The organism is Mesorhizobium sp. Z1-4, assembly GCF_004000235.1.
Classification (GTDB): Bacteria; Pseudomonadota; Alphaproteobacteria; order Rhizobiales; family Rhizobiaceae; genus RCIO01.
This window is the reverse complement of sequence record NZ_RCIO01000002.1, coordinates 1-14,991: the sequence shown is the minus strand read 5'-3', so window position 1 is coordinate 14,991 and position 14,991 is coordinate 1. Positions and strand designations below refer to the sequence as shown.

The 14,991-nt window shown below is 60.3% G+C and carries 13 protein-coding genes and 2 tRNA genes; 8 read left to right on the top strand and 7 right to left on the bottom strand.

The genetic code is table 11. From position 1 onward, the window contains the following. Positions 1–4 precede the first annotated feature (4 nt). Positions 5–406 (top strand): hypothetical protein, encoded by a 402-nt coding sequence (locus EP165_RS07010; RefSeq protein WP_127520892.1) that lies wholly within the window; start codon positions 5–7, stop codon positions 404–406. On the opposite strand, the gene EP165_RS07005 is transcribed toward EP165_RS07010, so the two are convergent. Continuing rightward, positions 403–1,110, bottom strand: coding sequence for a hypothetical protein (locus EP165_RS07005; protein ID WP_127520890.1), 708 nt, complete (start codon positions 1,108–1,110; stop codon positions 403–405). The two genes, EP165_RS07010 and EP165_RS07005, sit on opposite strands and share 4 nt — an antisense overlap. Positions 1,111–1,283: 173 nt before the next feature. Here EP165_RS07005 and EP165_RS07000 point away from each other — a divergent pair, with 173 nt between their 5' ends. After that, complete coding sequence (locus tag EP165_RS07000) at positions 1,284–1,868, top strand: hypothetical protein (RefSeq protein WP_127520888.1); 585 nt, start codon at positions 1,284–1,286, stop codon at positions 1,866–1,868. 96 nt (positions 1,869–1,964) lie between these two features. Here EP165_RS07000 and EP165_RS06995 read toward each other — a convergent pair. Next, positions 1,965–2,054, bottom strand: a tRNA-Ser gene (locus EP165_RS06995). Positions 2,055–2,214: 160 nt separating this feature from the next. Between EP165_RS06995 and EP165_RS06990 the strand changes: the two genes are divergently transcribed. The 5 genes from EP165_RS06990 to ppa all read left to right on the top strand — a co-directional run bounded on the left by EP165_RS06990 (position 2,215) and on the right by ppa (position 5,542). Next, complete coding sequence (locus EP165_RS06990; protein ID WP_127520886.1) at positions 2,215–2,847, top strand: LemA family protein; 633 nt, start codon at positions 2,215–2,217, stop codon at positions 2,845–2,847. 66 nt (positions 2,848–2,913) lie between these two features. Beyond that, positions 2,914–3,687 carry a TPM domain-containing protein gene (locus tag EP165_RS06985; protein WP_245440101.1) on the top strand — a complete coding sequence of 258 codons (774 nt, stop codon included), beginning with the start codon at positions 2,914–2,916 and terminating at the stop codon, positions 3,685–3,687. 10 nt (positions 3,688–3,697) lie between these two features. Beyond that, entirely contained in the window at positions 3,698–4,336 is a 639-nt protein-coding gene (locus EP165_RS06980) for a TPM domain-containing protein (RefSeq protein WP_127520882.1), read from the top strand. Between the two features lie 65 nt (positions 4,337–4,401). Beyond that, positions 4,402–4,908 (top strand): GNAT family N-acetyltransferase, encoded by a 507-nt coding sequence (locus tag EP165_RS06975; RefSeq protein WP_127520880.1) that lies wholly within the window; start codon positions 4,402–4,404, stop codon positions 4,906–4,908. A 97-nt stretch (positions 4,909–5,005) separates the two neighbouring features. Then, a complete protein-coding gene (gene ppa / locus EP165_RS06970) occupies positions 5,006–5,542 on the top strand; it encodes an inorganic diphosphatase (RefSeq protein WP_127520878.1) in 537 nt (178 codons plus the stop codon). A gap of 11 nt (positions 5,543–5,553) precedes the next feature. Here the strand turns inward: ppa and EP165_RS06965 are convergent, their stop codons facing one another. From EP165_RS06965 to EP165_RS06955, 3 genes are read right to left on the bottom strand one after another with little or no spacing between them, the layout of a single operon-like run. Then, positions 5,554–6,150, bottom strand: a complete 597-nt coding sequence (locus EP165_RS06965; protein WP_245440069.1) for a hypothetical protein — start codon at positions 6,148–6,150, stop codon at positions 5,554–5,556. A gap of 30 nt (positions 6,151–6,180) precedes the next feature. Further along, complete coding sequence (locus EP165_RS06960; protein WP_245440068.1) at positions 6,181–6,528, bottom strand: DUF167 family protein; 348 nt, start codon at positions 6,526–6,528, stop codon at positions 6,181–6,183. Positions 6,529–6,561: 33 nt separating this feature from the next. Continuing rightward, on the bottom strand, positions 6,562–6,852 hold the full coding sequence (locus EP165_RS06955; protein WP_127520876.1) for a YggT family protein: 291 nt from the start codon (positions 6,850–6,852) through the stop codon (positions 6,562–6,564). A 134-nt stretch (positions 6,853–6,986) separates the two neighbouring features. On the opposite strand from EP165_RS06955, the gene EP165_RS06950 reads away from it, so the two are divergent. Beyond that, positions 6,987–7,062, top strand: a tRNA-Ala gene (locus EP165_RS06950). Between the two features lie 58 nt (positions 7,063–7,120). Here the strand turns inward: EP165_RS06950 and EP165_RS06945 are convergent. Together EP165_RS06945 and EP165_RS06940 are read right to left on the bottom strand one after the other, a co-directional pair. After that, positions 7,121–8,308: an ABC transporter substrate-binding protein gene (locus tag EP165_RS06945; RefSeq protein WP_127520874.1), complete on the bottom strand. Its 1,188-nt coding sequence runs from the start codon at positions 8,306–8,308 to the stop codon at positions 7,121–7,123. Between the two features lie 117 nt (positions 8,309–8,425). Next, positions 8,426–14,302 (bottom strand): VCBS domain-containing protein, encoded by a 5,877-nt coding sequence (locus tag EP165_RS06940; protein WP_501981672.1) that lies wholly within the window; start codon positions 14,300–14,302, stop codon positions 8,426–8,428. Positions 14,303–14,991 lie beyond the last annotated feature (689 nt).

Genomic DNA, 14,991 nt, shown 5'->3' with positions numbered 1-14,991 from the left:
CGACTTGATCATCGCCGCGCAAATCATCCACGGCACCGACCTAATGAATCTATCCATCCTTTCTTACATGGAAGTTGCCTGTGCGCCAGCTGGACGCGCCGTCGTCACGCTCGCACTCTCCCGCTCAGTTACATACCCTGTCTCGGTGTCCTCAAAACCGCTGCAGGTCACCGCAGGTTTGAAGCCTTCCCGGCAGTTCGCTGCTGCGTTTCGCGACCTATCGGGAAACCGGCCTGAGTCGCTTCATGTCTACCCCAACTACGAGGCCCCCTTGGTCCGGCTTGGCGACGATAGCGAGCGGGAGATCGTCAAGCTCAAAGGGGATGCCGACACCTCCATACCGCGTGAAGGGCAAAGCGGACCACGCTATAGCTATTATTCGGAGCTGGAGCCGCCGGGCGGCTAAGCGGGATCGCGGCGTCCAGATACAATAGAAACGATGTTTACGACAGAAGTCGTGGCCTCCAAGCACATCGCAGCGAGGCGAAAGCCAGCAGTCCTCCTGTGTTGCAGATTGTTCGCCAAGTCGTATGCCGCACGGGCATGTCGCCGCTGATCTTCGAATGCATCACCGGCAAGCTCGGTCCTTATGTACGCCTCGATCATGCGCTTAAAATCGGATGCGCTGATTTGAACGCCGTCGATGGCCCGGTGCCGTGTTCCATCAAACACTGCTTGCGCGAGGGATATCAAAGCCTCACGGCACAAAGTGCCGACCAGCTGATAATCTTCCTCCTCCGCGCTTGATTCCAGTTGCAGTCGAGCTTTGCCCACCGTGCGGTCTACCTTGGCCCAGCCAGTAGGCTCTGGTGGGGAAGTCGGAGAATTGAATCGAAGCGATGCAACTAGGGGATCAACAATCTCCGCGATGTGAATCCGGCGCGACTGATAGCTCGGTAGGTCCCCGCTGCTCCACCTCCCGTACCACTGCCAGAGGTCACGATAGGGCAGAGTATTCTCGACACCTAGCCGGCCAAGCGCGGCATCAACCTCTTCAAACTGTTGGCGGTAGCGGTCATTCACTTCGCCAATACGTGGCCCCCCTGTTGCGACCGCGATCAATGTCGAGCGCATTTCCGCCAATGCCGCGCGTAACTCTTCCGGTGTCATTCGCCCCTCCCAAGGTAACAAGTCCGCCGCCCGCGCGTCCTCTATCTGATTGCAAGAGGCAACCGACAGCCGCAATTTCATTCCAGCCAGTACACAAGATAGCTAGGGCGCTAGGGGCAACCGCATGTCGTAGGCTATCTTGCCCCTCAGAACGTAAGGCGGAGCCATTTCCTATGGTGATAACAGCGAACGCGAGCCCAGTGCATCTGAACTACTACGAAGCCATCGAACAGGACCTCCAACAGGTTGCGCGGTTCGTTGAGTTTAACAAAGACAATTATGGAACCTATAGCATTGAGCTAGCCCATCTATTAATCGCCGCCTCTTCCGAGGTCGATGTAGTTCTCAAGATGATATGTGATTTGCTCGATTCATCCGCGCCCCGTTCGAACATAGTCGAGTACCAGGAAGTCGTGATGAAGAACTATCCTGATGTCGCTCACGAGAAGTGTCATATTGCCCGATATGGTATGAGTTTCGCGCCCTTCGATAATTGGACACGTCACCCGCCGGCTAACCCGGATTGGTGGAGAGCCAATAACAAAGTGAAGCACCAGCGCGACGCAAACTTTTCCGAGGCAAACCTACAACACACGGTCAATGCAGTTGGGGCTCTGCTGATCTGTGTGGTGCACTACTACCGGCTGCTAAGGTTCACGAAGACCACTGATCTGAAAAAAGTGACGAATGAGATGGGGATCAAGCGACGGTTCCTCAGTTTGGACGATACCGCCTATCCAAGCTTCCTGATCGTCTAAAGATCGACTTGTTGGGGCACCGGCCTGGGGCACCGGAGTTGCCGAGTCCGATCAATTTAGACGCAAAATCAATACATTAGACGGGAGCCAATAAAATGGCGGAGAGGGAGGGATTCGAACCCCCGATACCCTTGCGAGTATGCCGCATTTCGAGTGCGGTGCTTTCAACCACTCAGCCACCTCTCCGCGAAATGGCCGCCTGTGCAGGCCGGGGCGCACACATAACCGCTTGAACGTGGCGTTACAAGCGCAATTCTGGGCCGCGCACCTGCTGCTCTTTCTGACATTTCCAGCGTCGGCTTTTGCGGCTACTGTGCACGCTGTTCATACCCTTCGGAGGACCATGATGACGGCGCGCAGCGTGATGGCAGCCACGATTTCCGGCCCGATGCGGGCACTTCTGTTTCTGCTCGTGGCCGCACCGCTTCTTGCCGGCTGCGGCTACAACACCATTCCAACCAACGAGGAACGGGCCAAGGCGGCCTGGAGCGAGGTGCTCAACCAGTATCAGCGTCGCGCCGACCTGATTCCCAACCTCGTTGAAACCGTGAAGGCATTCGCCGCGCAGGAGCGCGAAGTGCTGACGGCGGTGGTCGAGGCCCGCGCCCAGGCAACCTCGGTGCAAATTTCGCCCGAGATGCTGTCCAATCCCGAGGCGCTGCAGGCGTTTCAGGAAGGCCAGGCCAATCTGACCGGAGCGCTGTCGCGTCTGCTGGCCGTGGTGGAAAGTTACCCCGACCTGAAATCCAGCCAGAACTATCTGGCGCTGCAGGCGCAGCTGGAAGGCACGGAGAACCGCATCGCGGTTGCCCGCCGCGACTACATTGAGGCGGTGCGCGTCTACAACACCTCGCTGCGCACCTTCCCCTCGGTACTCTGGGCGAATCTGTGGTTCACCGACAATGAGCCATTCGCCACGTTCACGATCGACGAAGACAAGATGGAAGTGCCGAAGGTTGACTTCAACAACAACGGCTGAGCGGCCAAAACCGTGACTCCCGCCAACAGGCAATATCGTACCGGCCTGCCTGCGGCAGCCTTCACGCTGCTGTTCATCGCTTTCGCGGGCATTGCCTTCGCCCAGTCGCTGCCGTCGCTCACCGGCCGCGTGGTCGACAATGCCGGCATTATCGACGCCGCAACCGAAACCGCGCTGACCGCCCGTCTTGCGGCCTTCGAGGACAAATCGTCCGACCAGATCGTGGTTGCTACCATAGCCAATCTTGGCGGCGAGGCGATCGAGCCCTACGCGAACCGCCTGTTTCGCGCATGGGGCCTTGGCCAGGCCGACGAGGATAACGGCATACTGCTCCTCGTCGCGGTTGAGGACCGGCGCATGCGCATTGAGGTCGGCTACGGGCTGGAAGGCACGCTGACCGACCTGCACGCCAAGCTGATCATCGAAAACACCATGGTACCCGCGTTCCGCGCCGGCGATTTTTCAGGCGGCATCAGCAAGGCGGTCGACGACATCATTCTCGTACTCGAAGGCAACGCCGCCGAATTGGAAGCGCGGGCAGAGCGTTACGAGGAACAACAGGACGTCTGGTGGGAGTTCATACCCGTCATCCTGTTCTTCATCCTGTGGGGCGGCCTGTTTGGCGGTTCCATTCTGTTCGCGATCTTCGCGCCGATCTTCGGCCGCAAGATAGCACCGGGCCGTTATCGATGGCTGGGCATCAATGTCAGCTACGGCAGCTCCGGTTCTTCCGGGCGCAGCAGCTCGTCCGGCAGCAGCTGGTCGTCGAGTTCGAGCAGCAGCAGCTTTTCGGGCGGCGGCGGTTCGTCCGGCGGCGGCGGCTCTTCGGGCAGCTGGTAGGGGGAAGTCGATGACCCGAAGCGTTCTTACCACCGAGCAGCACCGCCGCGTCGCGGATGCCATTCGCGAAGCCGAGGGCCGCACCTCGGGCGAAATCATCTGCGTTCTGGCCCGAAGCAGCGACGGCTACTTCTACCCCGCCGCCTTCGCGGTCACCGTAGCGCTGATGCTGGCGAGCCTGATTGCGGCTGTCGCGCTGGTGAGCATGTGGGTCATCCTGCCGATGTGGCAGTTTGCCGCCGCCCAGCTCCTGTCGTTTGCGACCGCCCTGCTCCTTCTGTGGCGATGGCCTGCTCTGCGCATCAGGCTGGTACCGCGGGCGTTGCGCTACCGGCGCGCCCACCGCAACGCGATCGAGCAGTTCCTCGCGCGCAACATCCACGTGACGGAAAATCGCACCGGCGTGCTGATTTTTCTCTCGCTGGCCGAACGCTACGCCGAGGTTGTCGCCGATGCCGGCATCAACGCTCATGTAGCTCAGGAAAAGTGGGACGCTGTCGTTTCCAATCTGGTCGCCCGCGCAGCCAAAGGCGAGCTGGCGGAAGGCTATGAAGAAGCGGTCCGCGCCTGTGGCGACATGCTGGCGGAAGCGTTTCCGCCAGCCACCGGCGACGAAAACGAACTCAACGACCATCTTGTGGAAATCTGACGCCCGAGCCCGAAAGGCGCCGAAACGCTTGCACGCGCCGTACAGCCGACTATGGTTAAGGAACCATGAACACGCTGACGATCGACATCAGGACGGCGGAACTGCAGGACGCGCATGCGATTTCTGCGGTGCACCACGATGCCTGGATGGGCGCCTATTCGGGCATTATCCCGCACAAGGCGCTGCTGCGCATGGTCGGCCGTCGCGGGCTTGACTGGTGGCAGGGCGCCATCCGCCGCGCCGCCAACGTGATCGTCGCTGAGATCGGCGGCGACGTTGTCGGCTACGCCACGCTCGGGCGCAATCGGGCCCGCGAGCTGCAGCAGCAGGGCGAGATCTACGAACTCTATCTGAAACCGGAGTATCAGGGCGTCGGCCTCGGCAGCCGCCTGTTCCGCGACGCGCGCAACCGGCTGGCCGGACACGGACTTGCCGGCACGGTGGTCTGGGCGCTGGAAGACAATGCCGGTGCCCTGTCCTTTTATGCCGGACTTGGCGGCAAGGACATCGCCGAGGGCGTCGAGGTGTTCGACCAGAAGGCGTTGCGCAAGATCGCTTTCGCCTGGGAATAGTCCCGAGCTGCCCACCACCACATGTCGCATTGCACTCGGTGACCTGACAGGCTATCGGCACGCCCGGGAGGCAACCCGGTCCTGAAAGGCTCCGACAATGCGCATCGACGCCATCTCCATCGGCACAAATCCGCCCGACGACGTCAACGTCATCATCGAGGTTCCGGTTGGCGGCCAGCCGATCAAATACGAGATGGACAAGGACGCAGGCACACTGGTCGTCGACCGCTTCCTCTATACCCCGATGACCTATCCGGGGAATTACGGCTTCGTACCGCACACGCTTTCAGACGATGGCGACCCGATCGATGTTTTGGTCTGCAACACGCGCCAGCTGGTGCCAGGCTGCGTGATCAATGTGCGCCCCATCGGCGTGCTGGTGATGGAAGACAATGCCGGCATGGACGAGAAGGTGCTCGCCGTGCCTTCGTCTCATCTCACTCAGCGCTATGAAAACGTCGCCAATTTCTCCGACCTGCCTGCGATCACGCTGAAGCAGATCGAACATTTTTTCGAGCACTATAAGGATCTGGAACCCGGCAAGTGGGTGAAGATCGGCGCATGGCAAAATGCCGATACCGCCAAGCAGATGATCCGCGATGCGATAGAACGAGCAAGAACGGCCGGCAAATAGCCTCAGGCCTCCTACTCGAAACGCGTGAAATCCGGCATCGGCACACTGCCCGTGTCGATTGCCGGCTGGTCGCCGCACGAAAATCCGTGCACCAGATTATCGGCGTAGTTGCGGGCCTTCTCGTTCGCGTTCGGGTTGCCGGTGGCCATCACATAGGCCATCGCGCAGCCGTCGCGCTCATGCGGCTGACCCACCTTTTCCACCACAAGAACCTGAACCTCTTCGCCCTCTCCGGTCGAGACCGTCCAGCGGTGGATCGTGGCGACGGGCACTCTCGCATCGCCGCGTTGCTCCAGCCGCCATTCCACCGTTGGCCCGACACTGTTGAAACTCGCGAAGCTCTCCCATGTCGGCGCCATGTCGCCTGCCGGCGGGTAGCCGTAGAACACCGATTCCCGCGCATCGCCATATTGCAGCGTGATCGGGTAACCGCGCCAGCCGTCGCAGACGAGATTGGCCCATTCGCCCTCGCCCTCTTCGGCCTGGGCGAAAACCGTGCAGCTGTTCTGGCTGTCGAGCTGCGTGTACTCGCTGCTCATCTGCGCCAGCGCGGGCAGGCACGTCGCGGCACAGAAACACAGGGCGGCGGTAAGGGCGGTTGGGCGCATGATTTCCTCCTCAAAATCTGAAGCAAAAGACTAACGCCTTTTGCCGCCGTCACCTATCGCTTGGGAGGCAAAATCGCGCGCCGTGGCTGCAAGCGCCTCCGGTTCGCCTATTATCGATATCGTCTTGACCCGCGAGGTGTGACCGGCGCTGAGCGAGACCGCCTTTCGGGGCAGGCCGAAAGCCTTGGCAACCAGCGCTTCGAGCGCGCAATTCGCCGCTCCCTTCTCGGGCACGGCACGCACGCGCGCTGCCAGAAATTGCCGCCCGTCCGCAGCTTCGACCAACCCGTCGAAACGATCCGTAGCGCCGCGAGGCGTCAGCCGCACGTAAAGTTCGATCCCGTCTTCCCGCTCACGGAAGAACACCGCCTCAGACAAGGGAGGTCATCATTGCCGAAGCAGGACAAACCGCTACGTCAGAACCGCTCGGACCTCGTTGTCCAAAAAACCCATCACAAAGTAGAGGATGATGAGCAGAATCGCGGGCGAGATGTCGATCCCGCCTAAATCGGGCAGAATTCGACGGATAGGGCGCAGGGCTGGCTCGGTAAGCCGGTAAAGAGCATTGCCCACCGAAGCCACAAACTGGTTCCGCGGGTTGACCACGTTAAACGCGTAGAGCCATGAGAATATCGCCGACGCAATAATGATAATCCAGTACAAATTCAGCGCGAACAAAAGCGTATTTATGAGAGTGTTCATTTTAGGGCCCTTCTCGATCGGCGACATGTAGACATTGGCGCCTTTGCGGGCAAGTCCGGCGGCCCTGCGGAGTGCGGCATGTCCGCTTGACAGTGCGCCTGCACGGCCACTAAATGCCCGCCATTCTGCGGAGCGGGGCTGTAGCTCAGTTGGGAGAGCGCGTCGTTCGCAATGACGAGGTCAGGGGTTCGATTCCCCTCAGCTCCACCATTTCCGCTGGCTGCCTGATTTCTAGACCCTGTATTCGGGATAAAAACGTTATCGGGCGTCAAAACGCATTTTCGCCATCGGCCAGCAACACCGGCTTGCCACCTTCAATCCGGTACAGCGAGTATCGCCGTTCTACAGTGCCCGCGTCATCGAATCTGAAGACGCCGGTCGCACCGCGAAAGCCCGCTTTGGATCTCAGCGTGTTGACGCTGATAGCTTCGCCGCCGCCGGAGCGCACCAGCCCTGTAGCGAGAGCGACCGCGTCATACGCGAAAGCAGCATCCAATGAGAGAGTTCTTCCGGTAGCTGCTTTGTAGCGATCACCGAGTTCAGCAAGGCTGCGCTGGTCGACCATTGCGATCAAGGCGCCGTTGAGCACAGGTGCCGTAAAGAGCTCGCGCGCCCACCCGGAACTGCCCACAAGTGTGGTGATCTTGTCGCCCAACACTGCAGCTGCGTTGGCCACCGCTATCGGCGCACGGCCCGATCCTAGAATCACCAGCGTCGTGGCTTTCTCGAACGCGCTGCGCTTCCCGGCAAGAACGGCGGCGATGGCGTTTTCTGCAGCTGGATAGGTGACCTGACCGATCAGTACCCCACCCTCTTTCCGGATACCCCGGCTCAGGCGATCCTTGTCCAGCGAGCTCATGTCCTCGGGAACGACGGCGACGATCTTGTCCTGTTTGGCGGCGACTGCCGCGCGAACGCCGCCCAGTGCGCTCGAAATCTCGTCGCTTGCCAGGGCAAACGTCCCCTTGCGGTCGGCCTGCGCGGACGACAGGTCAATGACTGGCGGTTGATCGGTCGAGCTAACCCTGGCAATCGCCGCGCTTGCGCCGTGCCCCGTCAGGATCAATTTCGTGCCCGATGCGACTGCCTCTTCGGCCTGTTGCCGGGCCAGATCCGCGCTGCCTTTGGTGTCCATGACAGTCAATTTCACGCTGCCACCACCCAATTCCGTGACCGCCAGTCTGGCCCCGTCATACATATCTCGCGCAGATTCGACCGCCGTACTGCTCCCCGATCTGGGCAGAAGCAGCGTAACGGAAACCGATCCGGATCCGACAGTTTCCTTTTCGGAGATGGGCGCGCCGATCCCGAGCACTTCGCCAGGACCGGCTGATTGGCAAGCGGCAAGCAGCAGGGTGCAAAACGCGGACACCATCAAGACGCCAGCTCTGCGTTGGATCTGCCAACGGTCGCGCCTGGCATTCGCGCGCGCACTGCAAGCGGCAAACTCAGTCAATTTTCCGTGCCCTCGATCCACTACGCGACTGATCAGCTGGATCGCGGATTGAGCCGCAGCAGCAGCTGTCCGTCAGCTGCCGGACAGCCTACCTCCGTCCAACCTGCCCGTGACAGGCTACGAAATGTCGGTGTCATTGCTGCCGTCATAAAGAATGTTGATCGTCGAATGCACACCCGTCAGTTGGGCAATAACGATTTCGCCCGCAGGAGCCGCGCCGTTGGTGTCGACGACCACGTCCGTGTTGCCCCCGTTCACGACCAGGTTCACCGCCGCATCGGCCGCCGCAGCGTCAGCCGGCGCAGATCCGAGAGCCGCTTCCAGCAGACTTCCGAGATCGAGCGTATCGCCCTCCAGCTTGTCGTAGTCTGTGATGACGTCGATCATGCCGACCTCCGAAAGCGCGGACGGGTCGATGACGAAGACATCGCTGCCCGAACCGCCTTCGAAAGTGTTGAGGCCCGAGCCGCCGATCAGCACGTCGTCGCCACCATTGCCGAAGATCGTGTCATCGCCGGAGCCGCCATTAATCGTGTCGTTGTCGGCGCCGCCGCGAATCCGGTCCGCACCCGAGGTACCCGTAATGATATCATCGCCAGCGCCACCGTCGATTGTGAAGCGCGTCACGGTAAGGCCGGAGAAGTCTAGAGTATCGTTGCCCGACGTTGCCAGGATCGTATTGCGATCCAGGGTGCTGTCGCCACCGTCGATTTCCTCGATCGAAACCAGGTTGGACAGGTTGTTGGTGACGTTGAGCACGTCAATCGACCAGCCTCCGACGATCTGATCGTGACCAGCCCCGCCATCGTATTGGTCGATACCGCTCAGGTCACCACCGGTGTTGAGCAGGAAGATGTCGTCGCCGGCCAGGCCGTTAAGGGAATCGTTCCCGGCACCGCCGCGGATCGTATCCGCCAGGTTCGTCCCGGTGATAGTGTCGTTGCCGGCACCACCATCGATGGTGAAATTCTTCACGACGATCGACGTGAAATTGAGCGTATCGTCACCTGCGGTGGCCAGGATTGTGTTGGAGCTACCAGCGCCGTCCAGTTCCTCAATGGAAACGAGGTTCGACAGGTTGTTGGTGACATTGAGCGTGTCATGGGACCAGCCACCGACAATCCGGTCGTATCCGGCGCCACCATCATAGTGATCAACTCCGTTGTCGAAGTTGCTCGTAAGCAGCACGAAAGTATCGTTTCCGTCATTGCCGAACAGAGTGTCGTTTCCGGCGCCGCCGGTTATCGTGTCATTGCCTTCGCCGCCGCGGATACGATCGCCCGCTGACGTGCCGGTAATATTGTCGTTGCCGCCGCCGCCGTCGATGGTGAAGTTGGTCACGATCATGCCTGAGAAGTTGAGCGTATCGTTCCCAGCCGTGGCCTTGATTGTGTTGCGGTCGAGAGTTCCGTCGCCGCCATCCAGCTCTTCGATACCTGCGAGATTGGCCAGATTGTTGGTGACATTGAGCACGTCAATCGACCAACCGCCGACGATACGGTCATGTCCCGCACCTCCGTCATATTGGTCGACCCCGTTGTCGAAATTGCTGGTCACGAGCAGGAAAGTGTCGTCGCCACCGAGACCGTTAAGCGTATCGTTGCCTGCACCGCCACGGATCGTATCGTTGGCGTTCGTGCCGGTAATTGTGTCGTCTCCGTCCGCACCATCTATGATGAACTGCTTCACCACAATGCCCGAGAAATCGAGTGTGTCGTTGCCCGACGTCGCCAATATCGTGTTGTGCCCGGTATTGCTGGCTCCGTCGATTTCCTCGATCGAAACCAGGTTGGACAGGTTGTTGGTAACGTTGAGCACGTCAATCGACCATCCGCCGACGATCCGGTCGTGACCCTCACCGCCATCAAAATGGTCGAGGCCGTTGTCGAAATTGCTAGTGATCAGCACGAACGTGTCATCGCCGGCACCGCCGAACATGCGGTCGTTTCCAGCTCCGCCTATGAGAGTATCGTTGCCCGGCTCGTCAGCACCGTTCTTGTAGTGGCCGAAGATCTCGTCGTCCCCGCCACCACCGATAAGCGTATCGTTGCCCTCCTTGCCGATAAGCCTCTCGTTGGCGTCGCCTCCAGTGATCGTATTGTTGACCGGATTCTGACCTGGCTTGTCGCCCTGAAGTTCGGCGACGATGCCGTTTGCGGGCGGTGGCGCATCGCCCGGAGCACCAGCCGGATAGATGATGTTGAAGCCGGAAGCGTCGTAGCTTGCCGCAATGCCGTCGATATTGAACAGCGGCCCCCACCCGGTATGGGCACTCGAGAGATCCAGATCCAGAATGTCGAGCCCGTTGAGGTTGAGGAAGTTGAACAGCGCCACCGCGTTCTTGGCAAAGCCGCCGCCCAGTTCAACGCCGTCAAAACTCACCGCGCCGATGGCAGGCTCGTTCGCCGGCACCGGGTTGGCGTTGCCGCCCTGAGTACCGCCCGTGATCTCGATGCCGTATGCCGGGGTGTTGCCGGCGCCCACAAGCATCAAACCTCCGGTAAAGTCCGCATCGCCTGAGAAGCCGAACAGCTTGATATGGGCCGTATTGTTGTCGAAACCGCCATTACCGGTGAACGTGCCCCCCTCGATTGTCAGCTGGGCGACCCCATCGCGCGTTTCGAAGAAGTAAAGGCCGTGGTTGGCATTGCCGGTAACCGTCACGCCGGTAAGCTTGAGTTCGCTGAGGTTGATAACGGTTCCGTTGGCACTAATGCCGTTATGTCCGCCATCAATGGTCACGTTCTCGAAGCTCAGCGAACCACCACCGAAGTCACCGCTGAGCACGATCGCATCGCCAGTGGACTCGCCGATCGTCACCGCACCGTTGCCAAGGATCGTGACGTCCTTGCCGTTTATGTCACTGCCAGCAACATCGAGAGATTCGGTGGTGGCGTAGATGCTTCCATCGACTTCGATTCTGAGATCGGAAGCACTCTGCCCGGCGACCGCATTGATTGCATCATCGATGGAATCGAACGTGCCCAGCAGGCTGTCGTCATTTGCGTCGAACAGCCGGACCGCCATGGTCAGGTCAAGCACGACGTCGTTGAACACAATCCTCTCGACCGTTTCGCTTGACGTATCGACGCCGTCATTCCCGACATCGTCGGTGATTGTAGCGGTTCCGTCGGCGTTCAAAATGACCGTGTAGTTTGAGATATTTCCGCCAAACTGATGGCTGTCGGTTCCCTCGCCGCCGTCGAAATAGTCGTCGCCGACTCCCGAGATGAATGTGTCGTTACCGCCGTTCCCCGAGAAGTCGATCCCGACTTTGGAACTGGGGTCGGTTCCCGACATGGCCGAAGCGTCGACCGTATCGTCAGCGGCACCGCCCTCAACGGTGATAGTGTTGACGTTGATTCCCGAGCCGGCGAAGTCGCCGACAACATTCAGCGTTCCCGCACCCGCAGAAAAGTCGACCACAACCTCTTCGACATTCTCGACAGTCACCGTGTGTCCACCGGCAGCCACGGTAAAGCCGCCACCGCCGGGCGCTGTCAGTGTAATCGTCTGTCCCGGTGCCGTGCTTGCGACGACAAGAGTGTCGCCAACTGCAGCATTTGAGCCGCCGTCGATCTGGTCATTTCCGTCGCCGACACGCCAGATGATCGTATCGTCGCCGCCCTGGCCATCAATGGTGTCATCGCCACCGCGACCGAGAATCCTGTCGCCGCCGCTGGTGCCTGTCAGCGTGTCATTTGTGGCGAGCCCTTGCAGTACGCCAACCACGCCGGAGCCGTTTGCCAGAGCAACGAAACCCGTCGAAATATCTATGACACCGCCTACACTGTCGAAATTGATCAATCCCCATGGAGCCGAGGCATTGAGATCGACATTCGACGTTGTGAACGACGCGAATTCAGCAATGCGATAAAACGCGATCAGGTCCTGGTGGTAGCTGCCGCTGATCGTCAGGTCGTTAAATGAGAACGTACCCGCAGCATCATAAAGACCAATACCTGGCGTATCGCCACCATCCTGCAGCCCACGAACCTGGATCGCCTTCTGCGCGCCGATAGCCGGGTCATGGATGTCTACATTATCGATGGTGAAGTTGCCGTTGAACCCGAACAGCAGGATGTCGCCACGGCCGTTGGAGCCGCTATTGACGGTCGCGTTACCGAAGAACTCCGAATTCAGGATCGAGATCGAACCAATGGTATCGACCAGCGTCGGCGCCGATTCATTGCCGGCGCGTATGTATGCAAAACCGCTATGCTGGGCCCCGTGAACCACAACACCATTGAGCACCACACCGCTGTTCGCCTGGTTGGACGAGTTGGCGGTGACGTTGATTCCGTGCTCATTGCCGGCAGCATTCACCGTGACGTTTTCGATGCGGAACTCATTGTTGAGTTCACCCGCCACCGTGACCTCGCCTTCGATCGTCACGGCGCCGTTGCCGCGCAGGATCAATGCCTGACCGGTGGCGGTGACGTCTTCGGCATAGGTGCCGGCACCGATGTCGACCAACAGACCGTCACGGCCGTCAACCGCGGCGGCGTCAACTGCCGCCTTTATCGTTGAATACGAACCAAGCAAAGTCGTCTGGTCCGGTGCGAAGAGCTGCACCGGCAGCGTGATGACGAAATTGGCAACGAAACTCGCGCCGTTGTCATCGGTCACCGTGACGGCAACCGAAGGTGGCAGCTCGGTGATCGGAGCGGTCGTTTCGAGGAAGTATTGGCCGCCAGCTTCGACGACGGTGAAGCCCGGCACAGCGACGTCGAAAGTGAAACCGCTATCGTCGTCGACGTCGGATACCGCAAGCTCACCGACCCGGAAGCCGGCTGCGTTCCCGGCCGGTATCTGTGTTGCGGAGAGCGCCAGCGCATGCGGTGCATCGTTGGTGCCGACCACCGTGATCGTCACGGTTGCGGTGTCGATCGCCCCATTGATATCCGTCACCGTGACGGTGAATGTCTCGACCTGCGAATCCCCGGCGTCGAGCGCATCTGCTGCGCCCTGGTTAAGCTCATAGGTCCAGCCGCCTAATGCATCGACTGTAAAGATCCCCAGGGCGCCGGCGGTTGCACCGGCATCCCAGATCAGCGAGCCGGTCTCACCGGTATCCACGTCGTTCGCCGTCAGCTGACCGCTCACTGCGGGTGCGGCAAATCCGTTGGCCACATCCCAGTTTCTCGCCGGTGCATCTGCTTCGCCTTCGTAACCGCCGAAATAGGGCCGCGTAAGCAAAGCAGCATCAATGCCGCTTACAAGGTCCTTCAGTATCGTCTCCAGCGGGTCGGCAAACCGCGATTCAATGACCGTGCCGATCAGATTGCCAAGCAGATTGTCGTGCAGGCTCTGCATCCGTTCGGGCGTCGTGTTGCCGTCGCCATCATCAGCGTCGAATTTCGCGATGACGTCAGTCAGCGGCTGTCCGCCAGCCCGCAGATATTCTGCGTAAGCCGCGCCGAGGCGCACGAATGCCTCGTTGATGTTGGGCTGGTTCGGCCCCGCGCCGACATAGGCGTCGTCCAGATAGTCCCACACAACCGAAATAGCCTGCGCGACATCCGCTCCAATCTGGGTCTGAATCGTCGCGAGAACGTCGTTGACGTCGTCAGGTGCGGTCTGAAGCCCGTCCAGAGCCGCGTTCACTGCGGCATTCAACGCGATTGTCGGCTCCAGGTTGCCGGTAATGTCCGCGCCCTGGATTCCGAGCGGATTTCCGCCCTCGATCACGGAACCCGCAACGTCTCCCGTAGTCACCGGAGCATCGTTTGCACCGGTGACGGTTATGGTGACGTCGATCGTGTCGGTTGCGCCGTTGGGGTCGGTGACGGTGACGGTGAAGACTTCCGTCTCGGTCTGGCCGGCCTTCAGCGCCTGCGTGGCCGGCAGGCTGTTGTCGAGCTTGTAGGTCCACTCGCCGGTGTTCACATCGATGGCGAAGCTGCCATAGGTACCGGGTGCATCGCCCGACCATTCCAGCTGCGCGGTCTCGCCCGCATCGACGTCGCTTGCCGTCAGCTGGCCCGTAGCCATCGGCACGTAGCCGTTGGCGGCATCCCAGGCGCGGACAGCCGTCTGGTCTGCTCCTTCGTTGCCGGAGAAGTACGGCCGCGTCAGGAGCGCTGGATCGACGTCGGTGACCAGCGTCGTCAGTGTCGCCTCAAGCGCGTCACCGCCGAAGCGCTGCGCGATCGACGCCGAGGTCACATTGCCGAGCAGNGCGTCACCGCCGAAGCGCTGCGCGATCGACGCCGAGGTCACATTGCCGAGCAGATTGTCGTGCAGGTTCTGTGCCCGCTCCGGCGTCGAGTTGCCGTCGTTGTCATCGGGCGTGAACTTCGCCATCACGTCAACAAGTGGCGTGATCGTGCCGTCCTTCACCAGCTGGGCATAAACCGCGCCCAGCCGGATGAAGGCTTCGTTGATCGGATCCTGCGTCGGCCCGCCATTGACGTAGTTGTCGTCAAGATAGTCCCAGATCGCAGCAATCGCCTGTGCGGCGTCGCCAAGCTCGGCCTCCACCGCAGCAAACACTGTCGCAAGCTGCGACCCGTCCGTCTCCAGAACCGACAGATCCGTGGCCACCGCAATGCCAGACCGCAGACCGCCGCCAAGACCCGCCTCGTCAATCCCCGCAATGTCGCCGCTCTCGCTTACCGAACCCGCAACATCTCCCCCCGTAATCTCCGGTGCATCGTTTGCACCGGTAACGGTGATGGTGA

Coding starts and splice junctions, on each gene's coding strand:
- EP165_RS07005 (WP_127520890.1), bottom strand. CDS start 1,110: ATGACACCGGAAGAGTTACGCGCGGCATTGGCGGAAATGCGCTCGACA.
- EP165_RS07000 (WP_127520888.1), top strand. CDS start 1,284: ATGGTGATAACAGCGAACGCGAGCCCAGTGCATCTGAACTACTACGAA.
- EP165_RS06990 (WP_127520886.1), top strand. CDS start 2,215: ATGACGGCGCGCAGCGTGATGGCAGCCACGATTTCCGGCCCGATGCGG.
- EP165_RS06980 (WP_127520882.1), top strand. CDS start 3,698: ATGACCCGAAGCGTTCTTACCACCGAGCAGCACCGCCGCGTCGCGGAT.
- EP165_RS06975 (WP_127520880.1), top strand. CDS start 4,402: ATGAACACGCTGACGATCGACATCAGGACGGCGGAACTGCAGGACGCG.
- ppa (WP_127520878.1), top strand. CDS start 5,006: ATGCGCATCGACGCCATCTCCATCGGCACAAATCCGCCCGACGACGTC.
- EP165_RS06965 (WP_245440069.1), bottom strand. CDS start 6,150: ATGCGCCCAACCGCCCTTACCGCCGCCCTGTGTTTCTGTGCCGCGACG.
- EP165_RS06955 (WP_127520876.1), bottom strand. CDS start 6,852: ATGAACACTCTCATAAATACGCTTTTGTTCGCGCTGAATTTGTACTGG.
- EP165_RS06940 (WP_501981672.1), bottom strand. CDS start 14,302: ATGGCTACGGGCCAGCTGACGGCAAGCGACGTCGATGCGGGCGAGACC.